The following is a 21384-nucleotide window of genomic DNA, read 5'->3' as shown; positions in this document are numbered from 1 at the left end:
CCCAGTACAAATATCAGACCTAAATTTGAATCCTAAAAGACAATCTTAAAAATACCGTAAAAAAACGGGGGCTTTATCACTGTAAATGAGGAGTTATCCTTAACATTCTCAAAAAAAATAATAGGTTTTAAAGGTATTTCCAACGATTGAAAATAAAAATTATTCATCAGTATTTTCTCTTGTAGAAATCCATTCTAAATTTCCTTTTTTGCTAAATCGGTAAACATCCTGATGCCATCGTGCCCCGCCTCTGCATCCTGTTATTAAAAGTTTCTTATCTTTTTCTACAGTGACATCACATAAGCAGGAACAGCTTGAGTGGGAATAATCCGGTTCTCTGAGCTTTTCAAAACGTATACTCTGGGGATGATACAGATATATTTCAAACATCCTGTAAACGCCCATTCCATCGTCTGGAACAGAAAATGCGATATCATCGTAACCGTCAAAATTATAGTCTTCTATAATACTCTGTCTGGCAAAAGAAGGTGTATCCGGAGCCGGAAGTTCTGTAGCTGTCTTTTTTCCATCAGGATAAGTAATAATAAGATGATTGTTATAAAAATGATTAAAGGTAAGAATCACATCATGAAGAAGATATTGATTGCCTCCGTCATATTTTTTTTCATCCTCAATCATCTCCATCGTAAACTTTCTATTGTCTTTTGTTCTTATATAAGTAATGTTTGAAGCCGTATGATGCATCATTTCGAAGGTATATATTCCGGTGACTTTACCATCAATTTCTTCATTCCAGACGTAATAATTAATATCCGGCTGTCCGTCACTTCTTCCGCTGTCATCTACTTTAAAACTTTTTATCTGTAAGGGAATAATTTCTTTCTTTCCGGAATATTGTACAAACGCTCCTTTACCCTGAGTTCCGTAATAAAGCTTCAGTCTGAATTCTTTTGCTTCTCCTACAGACTTTAATGTAAAAGGCTGGGCATAGATCGCAACTGAAAAAAGGGTCATACAGACTAGCAATAATTTTTTCATAAGAATAATTTACATAATCAGATTCACTACAAATCTAATCATCCATAAGAATACGATCAACAGCAGTAGTGAAAACTGAACTTTATTGACGTTTTTATTTCCGAATTTCCATACGGAAATCCGGTCTATGATAATCACAAGTAATATTGGAATCAGGCTGAAAAGAATATACATTCCGAACAATCCATCAGCGGCAGAAACTCCTGTCATCAGAATAACAGAAGCAATCAATCCCGCAATTATCGCAATGATTCCTAATATAAAAAAGAGAGTCCAGTTTTGAAATTGTTTTTTCATGATTAATATGGTATTAACGTTTGGTTATATTAAGACGGATGCTCAATCTGTTATAATAAAACATCCAAAAAGCCAGCCACGGCAGATTCATAAGCAGAAAAACAATGACTTTTTCTCTGCCAACCTTTCCATCTGTAATCGTAAAAAATGAAAAAACAGAGGCAGCAGAAACCTTTGTATTTTCCCATGAAAGTATAAATAAAAAAAAGTCTTCTATTTCTAGAAGACTTTTTGCGATCCGGACGGGACTCGAACCCGCGACCTCCGCCGTGACAGGGCGGCATTCTAACCAGCTGAACTACCGGATCAATTAAGGTAGTTGCTTTTTAACTGGTGCAAATATATAGTTTTTTTTAGCTTTTCCAAAGAAACGCATTCCTTTTCTTTCAAAGCTTTTATTAAGGTACAGATTGTCAAATACAAAAAAATAAGATTTCTTACTGTAAAAGCTTTTTAAGAGCTTATCCTTCAAAATTCAGGTAATTTTTCTTCTACAGTAACAATCAACTTTTTTTTAATATTCATCCGATATTTAGTATTTTCTGCCCACTCTTATGATGGTATCTGTAAAAAATAACTGAACAAATACCTACTTGCACTTATGTACGAAATGCTTTCTCCTGATCACTTATTCTGTTTGTTCGATAACGTCAACAAATTTTTTGCACAGGATAGATTTGTCGTACACTGTTTCAGCCAGTTTCCTTGCATTCTGCCCCATCTTCTTTACCAATTCAGGATTGTCTTTAAGATGAAGTACTTTTTGTACAAGCTCTTCCGGACGGTTTGGATTTACATAATATCCGCAATGGTATTTTTCGGCAATATCTTTCGTCCACCCTGCAGAGTTTACAATAATAGGTTTTCCTGCAGACAACGAATCGAAAAGTTTATTGGGAGAGTTGGTATACAAAATCGGGAGATCCAAAAAGGAAATCATAGAAACATCTGAAAAATTGACAATCTCAGATACGTCAGTCATAGGAAACTTTCCTAGAAATTTCACATTTTTAAGATTGTTTTTTTCTACTTCATCTATCAGATCTTTTTCGGTAGAACCTCCTCCTACAAAAAGAAATTCTATATCTTCCCTATCTTTTAATAATTTGGCGGATTCAACAATTGAATGAGCTCCATTTGCCAATCCCAGAGATCCAAAATGAACTATTTTGAAGGAGTCCTTTTTTAAACCAAGCTTTTCCATCAGTTGATCGTTTTTTCCTCTGGGCCAGAATTCGTCCATTTTAGCCATATTAGGAATCATTGATGTTTTTTCTTTTGGAATATATTTTACGACTCCATCCTGCATACCCGGAGAAAGTGCAATAACACGGGAAGCATTTTTATAAATCGTTTTTTCCAGCAGACGGGTTGTTTTTATAGTCCATCTGTTTTTTATGGCTCCCATCTGTATTGGCACCTCCGGCCAAAGATCCCTTACTTCAAAAACAAAAGGTTTCTTTTTAAACCACTTTAATAAAAGTGCCGGAATACCTATTGTAAGAGGCGTTGATGTAGCAATTACCAAATCGATATCTTTCTGTTTCAATCCCAGCACCGATGATTTGTACATAAATTTCAGGAAAGCCTTTAATCTTCGGGAAACACTCATATTCTGGTCGTAGTCTTCTTTTATATAAACGACTTCAATACCATCAATTTGTACAACTTTAATATCCTCTGAAAATTTGGATGATGAGGTGAGCATAGTAACTTTATGCCCGTTTTTAATAAGTTCCTGTGCCAGCCAATATGATCTTGTTCCTCCAGGTTCCTGAGGAGTTACGAAATATTGGTGTATGTATAATATATTCATTATTTTTTTTCTGTATATAATTGTTGGTATACTTCAGCTATTCTCTTCCAGTCATGATTTTCTAACAATTGTTCAATATCAAAACTATAATGATTTTGTTTTTGGATTAAACGTTCAAGCGCCCGTTCGATCGCAGAAACAGAAGTGTCTTCTACTTTTTCCCCGATAGAATCGTCATAAAAACCGTCGATTCCTTCATTTTGCGTGTACATTACCGGTAAGCCCTGCAGAAGCGCTTCTATATAGACCAAACCAAAGGTTTCTGCTTTGGAAGGCATAGTAAAAAAGTCACTTCGTTCGTAATAGGATTTTAGAACAGGCAGACTGTCTACTTTTCCTATAAACTCAAAGGAATGATCGTTTTTAATGGAATCGAGAATCCTTTTTTCGTCATTTCCTCCTCCTCCAATCAGTGTTAATTTTATTTTGTTCTGAATTTTGTGATTGTGATTCTTAACAGCATTAACAAGGTTAAAGACATTTTTTCCCTTATCAAATTTCCCAACATACAGCAGCTGAACGCTTTTTTTGTCCTCAGCAATTTTTCTCTCTGCAACCTTTGATTCTATCCAGTAAGGATCTACACCATTTGGGATCACCATTACTTTTTGCTGTACATCATTCATAATATGAGACAGACGGGGATCTTCCAGCATTCTTTTTTTATAGACAGCCGAAATCGTTATGATCTTATTGGCATTCTGAAGTATTTTTTTTCCGTAACTTCTTTTGTGCAGAAAATACTTCAAAAACAGATTAAGATCTGTATTGCGCACTGCTACTATGTATGGAATATTATATTTTTTATGAAGCTCATAAGCCACTCCACCGTCGCTGTACCATGTGTGAGCATGAATAAATCTGACGGTCTTGAGGTCTATTTTTGCTTCAATGTCTTGTACTATTTTTTTAATTTTTTTCTGATAAAAAACCCGATCTGCATATTTTGATAAAATATGACTGTAGATAATCTGAGAGCCAGTATTTTCAAAATCTATTTTATTTTTCCCTATTCTGGAGGCCTCCCGAACGGGATTATAAACAATCTGCCCTGCCCCGTTATTATCCAGCTCCCTCACTAAATTTTTATAAACTGTAGATCCTGAGTAATCGTTTGTAATGTGAAGTATCATTATGGATAGATTGAATTAAACTGCAGTTCTAAAGAAGAATTGCTAATTTTATTACTGTAATTTGAAAGGTTTTTTTCAACTAAAGGGTATAAACTTGTATCAAAATAAATAAGCTTCATCCAGCCATCAGATATTTTCCATCCTGTATTCTGGACACTTGGATCTGTAGTACCGTCTACATTATCGGCAATACTGTTTCCTTTCAGAATCTTAAGCTTCAGGGTATTGCAGAGGTAGCTGAAATTAAAGTCAGCCCAATTGGCATTTCCCAATTCTTTTGCTTTTATTAAATATAATACGACATGATTTCCATGTGATACATCCTGTACAACAGGCTTATAATTTTTAATTTTCTGTAAAGCCTTACAAAAAGCATCCGGATAGGTACTGTTCCATGTATAATACAAAATGCTACCTGTGCTTTTGTTTAAAACCAATGCTTTTTTCAGCTGCTGATCAAACTGATTAACAAATGTAGCATATGAACTTTTATCAGATTCATCATACTTCATCAGATATAGCGCCACAACTGCCCAGTTTGCTCCTGTATGAAGCCTCTGATGAAACAATAAAGAATAATCTCCATATTGGCTAAAGCTTCTGGCTTTCCATTTATCGAAGGAGTATTTTAAACCGCTTTCTATCGCCGGCTGATAATTTGTATACAGTTTATTTTTGCTTAAAATATCCAAAAACTCACCGATGTATCGGAAAAAGTATCCTTCTGAAATTAAATGTTCCTGGCCGTTCGCTTTTGCATTCTGATTGCCTTTTCTTACATTCATCACCCAGCCGTTTTTCTGGTATGAGGTATTTGAATTGGTATCAATCAGAATTGGTTTTATGACAGAAATATTAGTATCAATATATTTTTTATCTTTTGTTTTAAGATACATATTGTTATTGGCATTGATAAAATATCCCAATGCCATGAAATCGTAAGTATTTTTACTGACCGATGACAATTCCATTTTCTGCAGACCATAACTTTTGGATGCCTGCATATCTGCATTATATCTGCTTACTCTGTTTTGCTGAGCAAACGAAAAGCTAAATAATAATACCGCACTAAGCTTTATAAAATTACCTAAATATTTCATAATTATCAATATTATAATTTTGAATCAGATTCTGTAACTGCTTATCATTACCTCCATCCGCAACATTTTCCTGACTTAACTTAAAGAGCGAATTCTTATTTTCAATGGGAATTAAGTTTGAAAAATAACCGGATTTCACGGTCTTTGTCTTATTCAACTGAGCCATCATATTCAACCAGACATCGTCCGCCATAAAACATAAGCTGACAAATGCATCTTTATTCAGAACTTCTCCACTAAAAAAGTTACTCTTATATAAAGTCCCTCCCCCACTTGTGTGAAATAGATCAAATGTCGGTCCACAATTTCCGAAGACTTTTTTCCATTTAGAATATTTGCTTATTGTATTATCATCATTTCTCACGATTTTATGCGCTCTGTGACAACAAATTGTATCAGGAAATTTTTCGTGCAAATCCATTAAATCTTTAATGATATTGGACGGATAAAAAATATCATCATCTATTGTTATGATCACATCATTTTGATATTCCTTAAAGGCATAGTAATATTTTTTATGAGACCTTAAATCTTCCTCTACAAATTTTATTTCCAATTGCTTCTTATTGTAGTAACCCATCAGATTATCCGGTAGATCTTTTAACTCATTCGGAAACTGATCTTTTGCCAAATACAATACAATTTTATTGGGAAGCAGAGTTTGTCGTAACATACATTCTATAACCATCCATAATTTGGATATCCTTCCCGGAAATGTTGTGAGTGATACAATAATATTTTCCGACAATTTTTCGGGAAGTAAAATTTCTTTCTTCGTGTTTTTGAGATATATCGGAAAGACAAAATTTGAAAATTTTCTTATAGAAAATCTTGCTAAAGACTGCGCTTTAGAAATTTGTCTTAACGATGAATATTTTTTATCTATATGATCAATTAACATTTTTAGCTGTCGTTTTATAAAATGATGATATACAATAAAGACTTGCTAGCCAAATCCACATGTAAGGATTATTTAAATAAACACTATTAATTGTAAATGCTAATGGCATTACCAATAATGATCCTAATAAAATATAATTTGGAATTTCACGCTTTTTAAAAATCCTTCTCGGATTGAAAATTTTAAATAACAATAAGAGAAATGCAACAAAGACAATGATCCCATATTGAGAAAGTAATTCTATAAATAAATTATGGGGTACAAGGATAGGATTGTTCGTCATTTTACTAGCTGTTTCCGAAAAATTTCCAGCTCCCACACCCAGAAATTTTGAGTCTATAAACATATCGATACCGACATTAATCATTTCCTTTCTTGAATTGTCTTCCAGCCCTTTTTGCTCGATTCTTGTCTTTAAGTAAGCAAATGCGGCATTATTCATTACATATAAATACCCTGCAAAGGATGCTATTATTGAAATGAATGTGTAAATAATGGTTTTGCTTATTGACTTACTGGAATAAAAAATAATATAAATAATTGTAGAGATTAACAAGCACAGCATTGTTCCGCGGCTTGCATTAGTCAGTACAACCCAGACGATCGCTAAAACAAAAACAATATAAAATATTTTAAATAACTTGTTCGTAATGAACTTAAATTTTGCTAAAATAAAGGGAAATGAAATCGCCAAAAGGTGATTGTACAAATTATAATTTCCAAAAGTAATAGCTGCATATTTTCTAAGCGTTCCAACCCCTCCTAATACCGTATCATCTCCAAATTTAGAATTGGAAAAGTGCAAATTAAAATTAATTTCTATAATTGCAATCGGAATACTTAGTAATACAAATATAACCCAGCCATTTATCAGTTTATTTAAGCTGACATACTTGCTAAAAGTCAGTATTTCAACGAAAATGATAAAATTTATTAATGCATATGCAAACTCTTTTAGGGATTGGTCATTATTAAATGTTAATAATAACATTGACAATACACAATAAATAATAAAAGAAAAGAAAAAGAATAAAAACTCTTTCCCTTTTATAAGTTTTTTATTTAACTCCCTTATTAATAATGGTAAAAATAAAATAGCAAGAATTCTCGGTGCCTGTAACATACCACCGTATAAACCAAATATTTGAGAAATAATTAATATTGGGGTTATATTTTTCTTTAAGTAATTCATCTATTAATCAAATTATCCAATCGTATCAGAAGGAAAATAAAGGTCCAGTTTTTATAAATAAAAATCGATTTGGAAGGAAATAGCTTTCTTTTAATATGCTTCACAATAAAAGAATCATAGTGTCTGGTAAAAACAAAAAAGTTTTTGGCACTGATAGTATTTAAAAGATCCATAATTTCATCTTTTTTCATATTGCTCTTATGTAAAAAAATGAACAGCAAACTAAAATAGTAGTGATGCCTATTTATGATGAACTTTTTTGGAAAAAAGTCTATTATTTCCTTCTTATTATAGAGTTCTAAAATTTTTAATACTGATTGTACATTTTTGATAGTCTGCTTTTTCTTCATGATCGACTCTCCCCTCTGTACATAATTTACAAAGATATTGTCAATAACCTGCAGCTCAGGATTTTTACTGTATACTTGTGTATTAAATAATACATCCTCGTATATGGCTCCTTTTTCAAATATGATATTATGCTGATCTAAGAATTTTTTGGAATAGATCTGTGTCCATGCCTGAATACCGTAGTTATTATACTTTAACAGCAAATTGTGGCCACTGATATTTTCTTCATTTTCAAATTTTTCAAATTTGACAATTTTATTTTCATAAATTTCCTGATAATTAAATAAGAAAATATCTGTCTCTTTATTAATTTTTTTAAAAAAGATGTCAATACTATCACTTTCAATATAATCATCACCATCAACAAACCAAATATATTCCCCTTTGGCTATTTTATATCCTGCATTTCTGGCATCAGAAAGCCCTCCGTTTTCTTTTTCCAGGATGACAATTCTATTATCAGTTTCTTTGTATTTATTACAGATACTGATACTATTATCCGGAGATCCGTCAATTACCAGAATCAGTTCAAAATTAGCAGAAGTATTTTGTACTATGCTGGCAATACATTTTTCTATATAATTTTCAACATTATATATGGGGACGATAATTGATAAAAAAACATCATTCATTTACATTCTCTATTAATGGTAAGTAAAACTTCCTTATCTCCTGAGGATTATATTTTTCGTAGTTATCGTTACTCAATAACTCATCTATTGCTTTGTTTGCTTCCTCTACATTCTTAACAAACTTTACATATTTCAGATATTTAATCCAGTTGTAGGTTCCTATAACTTTTTGATTATAATTTGAAAAAACCACGCATGGCGTTCCAGAAATTATGCAAAGAACCATTCCGTGTAATCGATCAGTGACCACTATTTTTGCTTTAGAAAACTGTAATAGTTTATTAGTCAATACTCTCTTTCTAACTGATTTTATATCTAAATCTGTTATTTTATCACAATGCATATCAGATTTAATTATTTTGTTAAATCTTTCTTTTAAGATTTGGGTAATTTTATCTTTATCATCAGCTGTCAGTATTGATTCCTGATCATTTCTGATTACTTCCAATGCATATTCTCTTTCATTTTCAAAGCTATATTCAGTGTAAAGAACAATATCGGGAGTCAGAATTACTTTATTTTTTGGAAAATATTTTTTCATTAATTCAAATGACTGTTCCTCTCTGGCTGTCAAAATCAAGTTTGCATGTTTTTCAAAAATATCCTGTGTTCTTTTTAATTCAGCTTCACCAATCTGATCATTGCTGTAATAGATTGTTTGTGGAAACAATATAGTTTTATTTTCAGGGAAGTTTTGAATGACCATTCTTCTCAAATTTTCTTCCCTCATGTATTCATTCCCAAAATTTCCACCACCATGAATGAATATCAAATCATCAGGATGAATAGTATGTCTGTACTTTTCTATAAAATACTTCATCTGAGACTGGTTAATCTCAAAAATATGATGTTCGGGTAAATTTTCCTGAAAAAACTTCAGCTGTCCTTCAGCAATAGCATGATCCCCAATATTAGTATGGGTAGGAGTTTGAAATAAAAATACTCGCTTCGACTTGCAATTAGTAATCTCATCAGCAATTTTGTCTACTCTGGCATTATTATTTATATTATTAATAATTGAATTTGCTTTATTTTTTATTCTGCTAAATAAATCCATATTTATTTCCTATTTTTTTAATGATTTTTTTCTTAACCTGTAAATACTCTTCCCGCTTAATACCAATAAGAATAATTAATACAAACAAAATAATCTCAGCTCCAATGGTTGAAGATATTGCAAAAAAGTAGCTGTTAAAATGTACTTTTTTTATGAGCCATACCAGAATAAAACAAGAGAAAATAACCAGGAAGGTCTGTTTTAAATAAAGTAGTACATCTGGCAAATCATATTTCAGTTTATGGTTAACATAAAGAAAACGAAACACAAATGTGCATAAATTCAAAATAACGTTTAAACTCATAATATAGACAGGAGAAAAACCTAATTTTAAGAATATATATGCCAGTGGGAGATTTAATAATAATATCAATGAAACACCTAACTGATAATTTCTGATATTTCCAATTGCATTAGCAGACATCCAAAACGGCCCAACTATAGCATTAATGATAGAACCAATGATAACGATTTGGGTAAAGCTTACAAGATATTGAGGTAAATTAACTCCCAGCCATAATTTTAAAATAAATTCAGTATGTAATAAGATCGGTATTGATAAAACCAAAAAAAGAAATACTGAATATTTCGAAGTGTTTAAGACTAATTTTTTATGTGTTTCCAAATCATTTGAAGCATAACTTTGTGTAATCTGTGGATTAAATGCTACCTGCATATTGGAAACAAAACTATACAAAACACTGTTGACCTGATTCGCAATACCTAAGGCTGCATTTACAGTAACACCTATGAATATATTCATAATCATATTCAATCCCTGCGTTGAGCTCAAAACAGCCACTTGTCCGAATAAGCTCCAGCCGGAAAAAGATAACAGTTCTCTGAACAATTTTTTGTCAGAAAAATAATGGTAAGCAGTTTCTTCCTTAAAGTTGGTAAAGCAATAAATTTTATAGATTACATTCACTATAAGATTGACCAGTAATAATAAAAAGGAGTAAATTATCAGCTGATCATAATCAACAAAAAGCGATAATAAAAATACAATAGCTAGTTTTAGCACTGTCTCTGCTATCCCCAGATAGGCATAGAATGACATCCTTTCATTCGCAAGTATAGTAGCATTGAAAGGTATTCTAATGATATTAATGATTGTTGTAATTATAGAAAACTGAAATACAAAATTTGCTGCATTAAGCCGGTTAACAGGAATATTTAATTTGTAATTTAAAAACCACAATCCAATAGTCTCTGACAAAATCAATACGATAACTGAGATAATTATATGAATATTGAGACTCATACAAAACACCCTATTAACTTTTTCTTTACTATTTGAAGCTAATTCAATATTCAAAAATCGTTGAGTAGCACTTGTCATTGCATTATTTAAAAAAGAAAATAATACAACTACCCCAGCCACTAAATTATATATTCCAAAATCCTCTACTCCTAACTTCTGTAAAATAATCCTTGAAGTATATAAGGAGATCCCCATATTGATGATCATCCTTATGTAGAGTAGTATTGTATTTTTTGCGATCTTTTTTGTACTCGACAATTTATTTACTTTTAATCATTACCAAATAGATCCCTTGTGTACACTTTTTCCTGTACATCAGCAAGTTCCGAAGCATTACGGTTAGAAATAATTACATCGCATTCTTTCTTGAAAAGCTCTAAATCTTTTACCACTCTGGAACCGAAAAAAGACTCTTCATTAAGTGCCGGTTCAAATACTTCCACTTCTACTCCCTTGGCTTTAATCCTTTTCATTACTCCCTGTATGGCAGATGCTCTGAAATTGTCGGAGCCTGCTTTCATGATCAGACGGTAAACGCCTACCTTTTTTGGTTTTCTGGCGAGTACAGAATCTGCTATAAAATCCTTACGGGTTCTGTTTGCATCTACAATTGCCTGAATAATATTATTGGGAACAGCATTATAATTCGCAAGAAGCTGCTTGGTATCCTTAGGAAGGCAGTATCCTCCGTATCCAAAAGATGGATTATTATAATGCGAACCAATTCTTGGATCCAGACCAACACCTTCTACAATCTGGCGGGTATCCAGTTCGTGGATCTGTGCATAGCTGTCTAATTCGTTAAAATAAGCCACACGCAATGCCAGATAGGTATTTGAAAACAACTTAATAGCTTCTGCTTCAGTAGGATTAGTAAACAAAACAGGAATATCCTTTTTTACGGCTCCTTCTTTCAGTAATTCTGCAAAAATCCTTGCTCTCTCGCTTTGTTCCCCGACAATAATTCGGGAAGGGTATAAATTATCATATAAAGCTTTGCCTTCTCTTAAAAATTCCGGAGAAAACACCACGTTATCTGAATGCATTCTGCTTTTTAAATCTACGGTATACCCCACCGGAACTGTAGATTTAATAATAATTACAGCATCAGAATTATATTCTGCAATTTCCTTAATTACATTTTCAACACTGCTTGTGTCGAAATAGTTGGTAGTAGGGTCATAATCTGTGGGGGTGGCAACAATAATATATTCAGCCTTATCATAAGCTTCCTTTTTATCTAAAGTGGCTTTGAAATTAAGTGGTTTAGTACTTAGAAAGTTGCTGATCTCGTCATCTTCAATAGGAGATTTTTTAGAATTAAGCAATTCTACTCTTTCCTGAACAATATCTAAAGCTACAACTTCATTATGTTGGGCCAATAGAACGGCATTAGATAAACCTACATATCCTGTTCCTACAACTGCTATTTTCATTCTCTAATTTTTTATAAACGATTATCGTATTTCTCTAAAATTCCTTTAACATCATATAAAACTCCTCCTTCCTTCAGATAACGGGAAAGATCAATATTCAGGAATTCGTCATGAGAAACTGTGAGAACAACTGCATCAAACTGCCCCTCCACATCTTCAAGAGAATTTGTAGATTTTATACCATATTCGTGCATTACTTCTTCTGGATTTGCCCACGGATCGTACGTTGTAACTTCGATGGAATAATCTTCTAGCGCATTGATAACATCTGCTGCTTTCGTATTCCTCACATCCGGACAGTTTTCTTTGAATGTGATTCCAAGATTCAGCACTTTGGCATCCGTAATGTTGATTCTTTTCTTAATCATTGTTTTTACCACCTCAGAAGCTACAAACTGTCCCATAGAATCATTCAGCCTTCTTGCGGTAAGGATCAGCTCAGAATAATATCCTACGTCCTGCGCTTTCTGGGCAAGATAGAATGGATCGACCCCAATGCAGTGTCCTCCTACCAGTCCTGGCTTAAATTTCAGGAAATTCCATTTCGTTCCTGCTGCCTCCAAAACTGCATGAGTATCAATGTCCAAAAGATTAAATATTTTTGCAAGCTCATTCACAAAAGCAATATTAATATCACGCTGTGAATTTTCGATCACTTTTGATGCTTCAGCTACTTTGATAGTTGGTGCCAAATGGGTACCTGCTGCAATTACAGATTTATATAATTCATCTACTTTTTTACCAATTTCCGGTGTAGAACCTGAAGTTACCTTTAAGATCTTCTCTACGGTACGTTCTTTATCTCCCGGGTTGATTCTTTCAGGAGAATATCCTGCAAAAAAATCTTCGTTAAATTTCAATCCCGAAACTTTTTCCAGCACAGGGATACACTCTTCTTCTGTAACACCGGGATAAACAGTAGATTCATAAATAACAATATCCCCTTTTTTCAGTACCTTTCCTACTGTTTCAGATGCTTTATATAAAGGTGTCAGATCCGGACGACTATGTTTGTCTACCGGTGTAGGAACAGTTACAATATAGATGTTAGCCTCTTTAATATCTTCTATATTAGATGAGCAAAGCAATCCTTTTGATAAACCTGAAAATGGATTCTCTTTTACTAAAACCGGCTGCAGTACTTCATCTTCCACCTCCAAAGTAGAGTCTTTTCCGCTGTTAAGTTCTGCAATTCTGGCCTGATTAATATCAAAACCAACTACCGCGTATTTTGTTGCAAATAAACGGGCCAGAGGTAATCCTACATACCCCAGTCCGATTACCCCAATTTTATTCTGTATATTCATATTATATGTGATGTTCTTACTTTATTTTAATGTTTATTTTGAAGATAATTTGATTTATTTATTAAAAAGCTTCTGCCACCATTTTTTCTTCGTATCAGCTGAATATCCGTAACCATAGCCATAGTTGTATCCATACCCGTAACCACCGACATTTTTAGCAACATCATTGATCACGAAAGAGACGTTTGATATTTTTGATTCTTTAACGAGTTTATTTGCAAAATCTAATAATATTTTTCTTGATACTCCCGATCTCACTACGTATAGAGAAGCGTCGGCTGTATCGGAAATACTCAATGTATCTGAAACAAGCATCAGTGGAGCAGAATCGATCACAATATATTCGTAATGGGAAGACATCTCACTGATAAGCTTCTGATAACGACCATTGGAAAGAAGCTCCTGAGGATTTGGAGGGATAGATCCCGCATAGATTACATCACATTCAGGATTGGTATCGGAAGTATGGATAAGGTCTTCTACATCTGTCGTTTCATCATATAAATATTCCGTAAGACCAGCATTCTTAACACGCTCATCATCATATCTCTGTATCTGCGGATTTCTAACATCCGAACCGATTAGTAATGATCTTCCGTTTTTGCTTCCCAATGTCAGAGCAAGATTCACTGAAACCAATGTTTTTCCTTCTCCTTTCACTGAAGAAGTTACCAGTATAACTTTCGCCGAATCTTTCTTAGGAAGTAGAAATTTAAGATTGGAAACCAATATTCTGAACGCTTCCGCCAATTCTGAGAAATCATTTTTCTGTACAAGGTGAAGCTGATCATCTTTAAGAGCAGGAATATCGGCCAGTACCCCAAGTGATGAATTTTCTGAAATATCTGTACGGTTGTAGATTTTATCATCCCACATAAAGAAAAGGTAGAACACTACAAGTGGTAGCATTAATCCCAATAAGGCAGCAGCCAAAAGAATGATATTTTTCTTAGGCGAAACCGGAATATCATCAGTGTAAGCAGGGTTTACAATTTTAGCTTTCGGAACATTAACAGAAAGATTGATTGCATTTTCTTCTCTTTTCTGTAAAAGGAAAAGAAAAAGCTGTTCTTTAAGATTCTGCTGACGTTCGATACCTCTATAAATTTTCGATTGTCCGGGAACTTTTTCAATCATTCCTGTACTGGCTGAAATCTGGCTGTTTATCTGCGCAATAGATGCCTGAATCGTTGCTTTTTGCTGGCGGATGTTATCCCTCACAATTTCTTTCAGCGAAGAAATTTCTTTATTCATTTCTATCACAGCAGGGTTTTCATTGGTAGCCTGCTTCAAAGTTTTATTTCGGGTGATAACAAGAGTGTTATATTGTGAAATTGCCTGTTCCAAAGCAGGATTAAGTCCTAAATTTGAAGGCATAAGCTGATTATCTCCTTTTGCAGCTTCATTTTGAAGAGAGTTAAGAAGATCAACCTGTGTTTGCTGCTGAAGCAGTTGTTTTGTGTTATCGTTTGTATTTTGAAGTGCCAGCTGCGCCTGAGCCTGCAAGTCTACAATTTGGTTACGATTCTGGAAATCTTCTTTCTGATTTTCAACTCCGGAAAGATCACGTGAAATGACTTCTAATCGTTTATCGATAAATTCCTGTGTATTTTGAGCTTGTAAATTTTTATCTCTTAGCCCATCCAGATTATACTGTTTGGTTACTTCATTAAGAATGGCTTCTGACTTTTCAGGAACAGTTCCTACTATCTTAATGTCCATAAGCATCGCTTTCTGATCCGGGAGATCAACCTGAATCTTTTTTTCCAAAGATTTTATCTTCTCTATCGGATTCCAGAATACAATTTTATATTTATCTTTAAAGGTAAGACCCGGAACTTTTTGAAGAACTACAGTTCCGAAATCAAGTGCCAGGCTTTTATCGAAAGCTCCCTTTATTTTTTTGTTGTCCTTATCTTCCAAAACAAATTCGTTTCCGTTAACTTCCTTTACCATATATTGGGAAGAAATGAACTTTTTGGTGTTATTGTAAGAAATAATTTTCGCAACAATCGGTACTTTGACAAATAATTCGGAATCCCTTATCTCACCCGAATTATAATATTGTATATTAAGGTTTAAGTTTTCAACAACTTTCATCAGGATTGGTCTGGAGCTTACTACAGCTACTTCACTTTTAAGCTCATCTGCATTTCCTAAACCAAGTCCCAAGTTATCAAGATCTATTAATGCTCCTGTTAAATCAGACTGCTTTTTATCAAATTTTAAGGTAGTTGTCGATTCATATTGAGGTACAGCGTATCTTAGATATATAAAGGCCACAATAACGAATAATAACATCGATGCTATAAACCAAGGCCATTTGACTAAATACTTTCCAATGATCTTTCTTAAATCCAAAGATTCTTCACTTTCCTGAAATTCTATCTGCTGCATATTTTATTTACGAGTTAAAGCAATAATAAGTGTACCAGCTGTCAGTAAAGCACCAATAATCTGGAATGTAAGGGCTCTGTTCGGATTCGAGTTAGCCTGAACCTGTTTATTTTTGTCAGGCTGTACATATAATATGTCATTTTGCTTCATATAATAGTATGGCGAACTCACAACATCAGATCTTGTAAGATCGATATTAACAATCTGGTCTGTTCCGCTATCATCAGTACGAATAAGCTTTACATTGGTACGGTCTCCGAAATCCGTCATATCACCTGCAAGTCCAAGTGCCTGAAAAATATTGATTTTCTGAGAAACACTTTCTTTCTGCCCCGGCTCTTTCACTTCTCCTAAAACACTTACATTGAAATTTTTAAGGGTAATGGTCACCAATGGATCTGTCAGATATCTCTTAAGACGTGATTCAAGTTCCTGTTTTAGCTGCACCTGTGTCATTCCTTTAGTATAAACATTTCCTAAAACCGGAAAGGAGATATAGCCTTCTTCATTAACAAGGTATTGACTTGGTTCTACATACTGGTTAATTCCTCTGCTACCATCACTTCCTACCTTGTTTGCAGTATTAAGGTTAAAAGGCTTCACAGCAATTTCATCCAGTGCAGATACAAGAATCAGGAGAACATCTCCTTCCTGAATATGCAATCCCTGAAATTTAGCTTTTGCAACCTCTTCTTCCATATTATGTTTTGACATATAAACCATATTCTGCTTCGGTCGGCACGATAGCAAAATAACCGATAACAGTGTTATATATGTAATAATCTTTTTATTCATATGTTATTTATTCTAAGTCTACTTGTGTTATTATTTTAAATCTATCTCTATTAATTTAAGATACTTACTGTAAGAAAGCCATCCCCATATAATTCACTACATATATTAGTAAATTTAGTGATCTGAAGCCTTTTATAATCTGTATATTTAAATTAATTCTTTCTCTAGCAATTTTCATTCCGTTTGGAATTAAAATAGCAAAATTATTATTTTATATTAATTTTTCATGTATTTTATTCTTTAATTCCATTCACACACTTCATATTAAGATACGCTGTCAAGTATTTCAAACTCCGAATTATTGCTTATAAATTCGGGAACAATAATTTTTAATATTCTCACAATCTGTAAGCTATCTTTATTCATTGCTGCCAGGATTATTTGTTTGCTCAAATTCTCTATATCTTCAAACTTCATTAATGGATCTCTGGATATCATAATTTTCTCATGGTGCGTAGGAATTGTTGTAGCATTATCTGTTAAAAGCTCTTCATACAACTTTTCACCAGGTCTTAAACCGATAAAATCAATTTTAATATCAATACCCGGAGTATATCCTGATAATTTTATCATTCTTTCTGCCAAATCCAGGATTTTAACAGGTTTTCCCATATCAAAAACATAAATTTCACCCCCCTGCCCCATTGTTCCTGCCTGAAGTACCAATTCGCATGCCTCTGGAATAGTCATAAAATAACGAATGATATCGGGATGAGTAATCGTTACCGGACCTCCTTTTTCTATTTGTTTTTTGAAGTGCGGGATGACAGAACCATTGGAACCTAATACATTTCCAAAACGTGTGGTAATAAATTTTGTTGTATTACCTGAAGAATTTTGTAAAGACTGTACAAAAAGTTCAGCTGCTCTTTTTGATGCTCCCATCACGTTGGTAGGGTTCACAGCTTTATCCGTAGATACCATCACAAAACGATTAACACAATATTTTTTTGATAAGAGCGCTACATTCTTAGTTCCTCCGATATTTACAAAAATAGCTTCATGAGGATTATCTTCTATTAAAGGCACATGTTTGTATGCGGCTGCATGATACACTATTGAAAACTGATAATCATCAAACAATTTTTCCATTCTGGAATAGTTTGAAATATCTGCCAGTATAAATTTGAACCTTTGATTGGGAAATTTTTCCAATAATTCAAGCTGCAGCTCATATAAAGGAGATTCAGCCTGATCTACCACTACAATAAGTGATGACTTTAGTTGAGCAACCTGTTTTACAATTTCGCTACCTATAGATCCGGCTCCTCCGGTTACCAGAATATTTTTATTAATATGATAACATTTTACCTCATCATTCTCTATTCTGATTGTCGGACGATTCAGTAGATCTTCAATCTGAAGAGGACGAATGTCTCCCACCTTATGATCATCTTTTATGATATTGGTTACCGGTGCTTTTAATACTTTCAGTCCTTTATCCAAAGCAAAGCTCGTCCATTCTTCTATTTCCAGCTTTGTCATCATATCTTTGATCAAAACCGCATCAAATTGTTCTTTCAGATTATCACTCCTAAGAAATTGCGCTTTATTATAAATTTTATGACCAAGCAACATTGCTTTTTTTGAATCTGATCTTGCACTAAGAAATCCTGCAAGCTGATAAGGATGATCGGGATTATGAATAATAGCCTTTGCTAATGAAACAGAAGTATCCTCTACCCCTACAATAGCAATCCTTGCTTTGGATGGAGTATCCTTAGTATCTAAGACATCAAAAAGCTCTTTGGTTATCATTCTGAAAAAAAACATCAGAAAAATAGAAATAAAGAAAAATAAAAAAAGAACAGGGTATAAAAATATAGGGTTATCCAATACCAGTTCCGATATAAAATTCAAAACCAGCAAGACGATAAGAGCACTGCCTGAAGACCATACAATTTTAAAAAAATCAAAAAAAGTAGAGTGTCTGATAATTCCTGCATACGTTTTGAACAAAACTATACACAGAATATTAATAAGGACGACTGAAAATATTTTTTCTTTTTGATACTTAATAAAGTTAAGCTTTACCTCTAGACTGCTCAAAAGAAAATATGAAACTAAAACTGAAAAGAAGACGACAGAAACATCAATAAGAAAAACCGACCATCTGGGTATATATCTTAACTCCCTGATTTTAAAAACATTCCCCATACACAAATAAACCTAAAGTATCTTTTCCATTAATTCAACAACCTGTGGTTTCTATTATCGAGCGAAGATAATAATTATAATTAATATTTTTAATCTTACATATTAATTTTTTATTTAAAATATAATTTGGAAATACTTCCGAAAACACATTCAAAAACAAGGCATAAAATTGATTGATTTTTTTATTTTATTTATTATCAAAACTTTAAAGTTCATCATGTAATCCATCCAAAAAACTAAATCTCCGGTAAAATAAAGCAAAATAACAAATGTTGTATTAGTGTTGTACCCCTTTATTCTTTTCCAATTTCCATATCCTGTAGATTTGCGGCACAATACAGAATGATTTAAAAAGATGAAAAAAAATGTTTTATTATTAGGTAGTATTTTAATTTCATTACCTCTATTTTCCCAGGTGGGAATCAATACTGCAACTCCTCAGGCCAGTTTAGATGTAACAGGAAAGCCCACTTCTACCAATGTACTGGACGGTATTATTGCACCGAGAATTACAGGAGCCCAGCTTAGAGCAAAGACCTATACAGCCAGCCAGGCAGGAGCAATGGTGTATGTTACAGCCGCTGATACAGCCCCGGCAGGCCAGACTGTTGATATTAAGAGCTCCGGTTATTATTATTTTGACGGCAGCCTGAATAAGTGGCAAAAGCTGAATGCAGGAAATATACCCGCCGGAGACCTTACGCCGGATGCTTTTATTGATGATCCTGTTAATACAATGGTAAAATTAGGGAATACGTCTTCCGGTGCAGGACGGGCAGCCAATACTGATTTTGTGATTAAAGACAATGGCTTGGTGGGAATCGGTATTTCATCTCCCGACAGCGGATTACATATAAAAGAAAGTTCTACAGCAGGAAGTAATCAGCTAAAAGTAGAATCTGTAAACAATTCTCCTTGGCTTGCATTAGAAAGAACCGGAACCAATAACTTATCTTCAGGAACGGAACTTGGAAAATTATCCTTTAATGGAAAGATTTCAGGAGCTGATTTTCCACTAGCAGGGATAAAAGCCGATTATTGGGGAAACGGAACAAGCAATTCTTCATCTCTTACATTCTCTACCAGTGACCGGCCAGCTGTCGTAATTAATGAGAACGGGAATATGGGAATAGGGCGTTCTGATATCAATTACGCCATGTCTCCCAGCCAAAAGCTGGATGTAGACGGAAATGTAAGATTCAGAGGTGTTCCGGATGAAACAGGTGTAGCCGCTACAGAAAGAATTGTAGTGCTGAAAAGTGACGGAACAGCAAAAAAAGTTCCTGTGGAAGCTATGTTTCCTCCTGATAAATTCAGTTTAGATGATATATTCGTCAATAAGGCAGGAACTTCTGTACATTATGATTACAACTACCCTATTATAAGCTACTCAAATATAGATTTAGTTAATTTCAGCAGAACTATTACCATCCCTCCCAATACTGTTGGCAGAGTCATTTTGAACTACTCTATTCCCGCTGGTACTCATGATTTAAATTGCGCAAATCCGGATAGGCTCTCTTACATCGGGGTTACATTTTACAAAGATGGTGTAGAACAGCAGGAGGGCTCCAGAAAGATATCCCTAAAAGGATTAGCTTCATCTTCAAGAATGGGAACTATCAATGGTAATTTTTCAGAAGACATCACTAATAATACCTCTTCTGATATGACCGTGACCTACAGGTTAGCAGGATATGCAGAAGGGAGTGGAGCGGGAACCTGTATGATTGTTTACAATATGTGGGACGGAGGAAACCAGCCGAATTACAATTGGGGACGGGGAACCATGACCATTCAATTGTTTAAAAAATCTTTATAGGTAAATACCATAAATGATATATTTGATAAAAAGGTTACAGAATCCGGAATAGCAATGTTCCGGATTTTATAATATAATATCCCTGTCATTGCAGTCGAAGCTGCTTTGGAAAAGGAGTAAGAATATATTTTCCGATCTGCATTTTTTAGCCTTTTATCTAAAAAAACTTGTTTATGCATTCTTAGAAAATGATTTTGGGTTTCTATCAGAAAGATATGCTGTATGCCTTATTCAATAAAAATACAGCACAGACTTTGTTATTCTGAAAGACTCTACACATCTGCAGATAATATTTCCACAGGAATACGTAAATAAGTTAAGCCCTATTGATATTAAGAACCAAGTCCACACAGAATAAGCACAATTGAATCTTCATTAACAAATAAAAAAGCCTGTAAAAAATTACAGGCTTTACTTATTGCGATCCGGACGGGACTCGAACCCGCGACCTCCGCCGTGACAGGGCGGCATTCTAACCAGCTGAACTACCGGATCAATTTTTTTAAAGTAAATTGAGAAAACTTCTGCGATCCGGACGGGACTCGAACCCGCGACCTCCGCCGTGACAGGGCGGCATTCTAACCAGCTGAACTACCGGATCAATTTTTTAAAAAGAAATTGAGAAAACTTCCGCGATCCGGACGGGACTCGAACCCGCGACCTCCGCCGTGACAGGGCGGCATTCTAACCAGCTGAACTACCGGATCAATTTTTTTAAAGTAAATTGT

General features: G+C 33.9%; 16 protein-coding genes and 4 tRNA genes. 1 reads left to right on the top strand and 19 read right to left on the bottom strand.

The features are described from left to right. Positions 1 to 159: 159 nt before the first annotated feature. From FB551_RS00530 to FB551_RS00455, 16 genes are all read right to left on the bottom strand, one after another. On the bottom strand, positions 160 to 999 hold the full coding sequence (locus FB551_RS00530; RefSeq protein WP_142013964.1) for an XAC2610-related protein: 840 nt from the start codon (positions 997 to 999) through the stop codon (positions 160 to 162). Between the two features lie 9 nt (positions 1000 to 1008). Then, the gene (locus FB551_RS00525; RefSeq protein ID WP_047433007.1) at positions 1009 to 1296 is read right to left on the bottom strand and encodes a hypothetical protein; all 288 of its coding nucleotides are present in this window, start codon (positions 1294 to 1296) and stop codon (positions 1009 to 1011) included. A 234-nt stretch (positions 1297 to 1530) separates the two neighbouring features. Then, positions 1531 to 1604 (bottom strand) — tRNA-Asp (locus tag FB551_RS00520). 320 nt (positions 1605 to 1924) lie between these two features. Continuing rightward, the gene (locus tag FB551_RS00515) at positions 1925 to 3112 is read right to left on the bottom strand and encodes a glycosyltransferase family 4 protein (protein WP_047433011.1); all 1188 of its coding nucleotides are present in this window, start codon (positions 3110 to 3112) and stop codon (positions 1925 to 1927) included. After that, on the bottom strand, positions 3112 to 4245 hold the full coding sequence (locus tag FB551_RS00510; protein WP_142013961.1) for a glycosyltransferase: 1134 nt from the start codon (positions 4243 to 4245) through the stop codon (positions 3112 to 3114). Before FB551_RS00510 ends, FB551_RS00515 begins: the two co-directional genes overlap by 1 nt. After that, on the bottom strand, positions 4245 to 5345 hold the full coding sequence (locus FB551_RS00505; RefSeq protein WP_047433016.1) for a hypothetical protein: 1101 nt from the start codon (positions 5343 to 5345) through the stop codon (positions 4245 to 4247). Before FB551_RS00505 ends, FB551_RS00510 begins: the two co-directional genes overlap by 1 nt. Then, positions 5329 to 6246, bottom strand: coding sequence for a glycosyltransferase (locus FB551_RS00500; RefSeq protein ID WP_142013959.1), 918 nt, complete (start codon positions 6244 to 6246; stop codon positions 5329 to 5331). Before FB551_RS00500 ends, FB551_RS00505 begins: the two co-directional genes overlap by 17 nt. Next, complete coding sequence (locus FB551_RS00495) at positions 6236 to 7438, bottom strand: O-antigen ligase family protein (RefSeq protein ID WP_047433019.1); 1203 nt, start codon at positions 7436 to 7438, stop codon at positions 6236 to 6238. Before FB551_RS00495 ends, FB551_RS00500 begins: the two co-directional genes overlap by 11 nt. Then, the gene (locus FB551_RS00490) at positions 7435 to 8421 is read right to left on the bottom strand and encodes a glycosyltransferase (protein ID WP_142013957.1); all 987 of its coding nucleotides are present in this window, start codon (positions 8419 to 8421) and stop codon (positions 7435 to 7437) included. The genes FB551_RS00495 and FB551_RS00490 overlap by 4 nt, the downstream gene beginning before the upstream one ends. After that, the gene (locus FB551_RS00485; protein WP_142013954.1) at positions 8414 to 9478 is read right to left on the bottom strand and encodes a polysaccharide pyruvyl transferase family protein; all 1065 of its coding nucleotides are present in this window, start codon (positions 9476 to 9478) and stop codon (positions 8414 to 8416) included. The genes FB551_RS00490 and FB551_RS00485 overlap by 8 nt, the downstream gene beginning before the upstream one ends. Continuing rightward, complete coding sequence (locus FB551_RS00480) at positions 9465 to 11000, bottom strand: oligosaccharide flippase family protein (protein WP_047433026.1); 1536 nt, start codon at positions 10998 to 11000, stop codon at positions 9465 to 9467. The genes FB551_RS00485 and FB551_RS00480 overlap by 14 nt, the downstream gene beginning before the upstream one ends. An 11-nt stretch (positions 11001 to 11011) precedes the next feature. Further along, positions 11012 to 12178 carry a nucleotide sugar dehydrogenase gene (locus tag FB551_RS00475; protein ID WP_047433029.1) on the bottom strand — a complete coding sequence of 389 codons (1167 nt, stop codon included), beginning with the start codon at positions 12176 to 12178 and terminating at the stop codon, positions 11012 to 11014. Between the two features lie 11 nt (positions 12179 to 12189). Continuing rightward, the gene (locus tag FB551_RS00470; RefSeq protein WP_047433032.1) at positions 12190 to 13485 is read right to left on the bottom strand and encodes a nucleotide sugar dehydrogenase; all 1296 of its coding nucleotides are present in this window, start codon (positions 13483 to 13485) and stop codon (positions 12190 to 12192) included. Between the two features lie 54 nt (positions 13486 to 13539). Next, a complete protein-coding gene (locus FB551_RS00465; RefSeq protein WP_142013952.1) occupies positions 13540 to 15882 on the bottom strand; it encodes a GumC family protein in 2343 nt (780 codons plus the stop codon). A 3-nt stretch (positions 15883 to 15885) separates the two neighbouring features. After that, the gene (locus tag FB551_RS00460; RefSeq protein ID WP_226798586.1) at positions 15886 to 16596 is read right to left on the bottom strand and encodes a polysaccharide biosynthesis/export family protein; all 711 of its coding nucleotides are present in this window, start codon (positions 16594 to 16596) and stop codon (positions 15886 to 15888) included. Between the two features lie 345 nt (positions 16597 to 16941). Further along, a complete protein-coding gene (locus FB551_RS00455; RefSeq protein ID WP_142013949.1) occupies positions 16942 to 18834 on the bottom strand; it encodes a polysaccharide biosynthesis protein in 1893 nt (630 codons plus the stop codon). Positions 18835 to 19189: 355 nt separating this feature from the next. On the opposite strand from FB551_RS00455, the gene FB551_RS00450 reads away from it, so the two are divergent. Continuing rightward, positions 19190 to 20656, top strand: a complete 1467-nt coding sequence (locus FB551_RS00450; protein WP_142013946.1) for a hypothetical protein — start codon at positions 19190 to 19192, stop codon at positions 20654 to 20656. A gap of 421 nt (positions 20657 to 21077) precedes the next feature. Here the strand turns inward: FB551_RS00450 and FB551_RS00445 are convergent. From FB551_RS00445 to FB551_RS00435, 3 genes are all read right to left on the bottom strand, one after another. Further along, positions 21078 to 21151 (bottom strand) — tRNA-Asp (locus FB551_RS00445). A gap of 32 nt (positions 21152 to 21183) precedes the next feature. Continuing rightward, positions 21184 to 21257 (bottom strand) — tRNA-Asp (locus FB551_RS00440). 32 nt (positions 21258 to 21289) lie between these two features. After that, a tRNA-Asp gene (locus FB551_RS00435) sits at positions 21290 to 21363 on the bottom strand. Positions 21364 to 21384: the final 21 nt, after the last annotated feature.

Origin of the sequence: Chryseobacterium aquifrigidense (genome assembly GCF_006716485.1) — a bacterium.
Taxonomy (GTDB): Bacteria; Bacteroidota; Bacteroidia; order Flavobacteriales; family Weeksellaceae; genus Chryseobacterium; species Chryseobacterium vietnamense.
This window is presented reverse-complemented; position numbering and strand designations above follow the sequence as displayed.

What these genes read in the sequence shown, in the direction of transcription:
- FB551_RS00470 (WP_047433032.1), bottom strand. Translation starts at nt 13,485, where the DNA reads ATGAATATACAGAATAAAATTGGGGTAATCGGACTGGGGTATGTAGGA.
- FB551_RS00515 (WP_047433011.1), bottom strand. Translation starts at nt 3,112, where the DNA reads ATGAATATATTATACATACACCAATATTTCGTAACTCCTCAGGAACCT.
- FB551_RS00485 (WP_142013954.1), bottom strand. Translation starts at nt 9,478, where the DNA reads ATGGATTTATTTAGCAGAATAAAAAATAAAGCAAATTCAATTATTAAT.
- FB551_RS00510 (WP_142013961.1), bottom strand. Translation starts at nt 4,245, where the DNA reads ATGATACTTCACATTACAAACGATTACTCAGGATCTACAGTTTATAAA.
- FB551_RS00465 (WP_142013952.1), bottom strand. Translation starts at nt 15,882, where the DNA reads ATGCAGCAGATAGAATTTCAGGAAAGTGAAGAATCTTTGGATTTAAGA.
- FB551_RS00460 (WP_226798586.1), bottom strand. Translation starts at nt 16,596, where the DNA reads ATGTCAAAACATAATATGGAAGAAGAGGTTGCAAAAGCTAAATTTCAG.
- FB551_RS00500 (WP_142013959.1), bottom strand. Translation starts at nt 6,246, where the DNA reads ATGTTAATTGATCATATAGATAAAAAATATTCATCGTTAAGACAAATT.
- FB551_RS00450 (WP_142013946.1), top strand. Translation starts at nt 19,190, where the DNA reads ATGAAAAAAAATGTTTTATTATTAGGTAGTATTTTAATTTCATTACCT.
- FB551_RS00525 (WP_047433007.1), bottom strand. Translation starts at nt 1,296, where the DNA reads ATGAAAAAACAATTTCAAAACTGGACTCTCTTTTTTATATTAGGAATC.
- FB551_RS00475 (WP_047433029.1), bottom strand. Translation starts at nt 12,178, where the DNA reads ATGAAAATAGCAGTTGTAGGAACAGGATATGTAGGTTTATCTAATGCC.
- FB551_RS00505 (WP_047433016.1), bottom strand. Translation starts at nt 5,345, where the DNA reads ATGAAATATTTAGGTAATTTTATAAAGCTTAGTGCGGTATTATTATTT.
- FB551_RS00490 (WP_142013957.1), bottom strand. Translation starts at nt 8,421, where the DNA reads ATGAATGATGTTTTTTTATCAATTATCGTCCCCATATATAATGTTGAA.
- FB551_RS00495 (WP_047433019.1), bottom strand. Translation starts at nt 7,438, where the DNA reads ATGAATTACTTAAAGAAAAATATAACCCCAATATTAATTATTTCTCAA.
- FB551_RS00530 (WP_142013964.1), bottom strand. Translation starts at nt 999, where the DNA reads ATGAAAAAATTATTGCTAGTCTGTATGACCCTTTTTTCAGTTGCGATC.
- FB551_RS00455 (WP_142013949.1), bottom strand. Translation starts at nt 18,834, where the DNA reads ATGGGGAATGTTTTTAAAATCAGGGAGTTAAGATATATACCCAGATGG.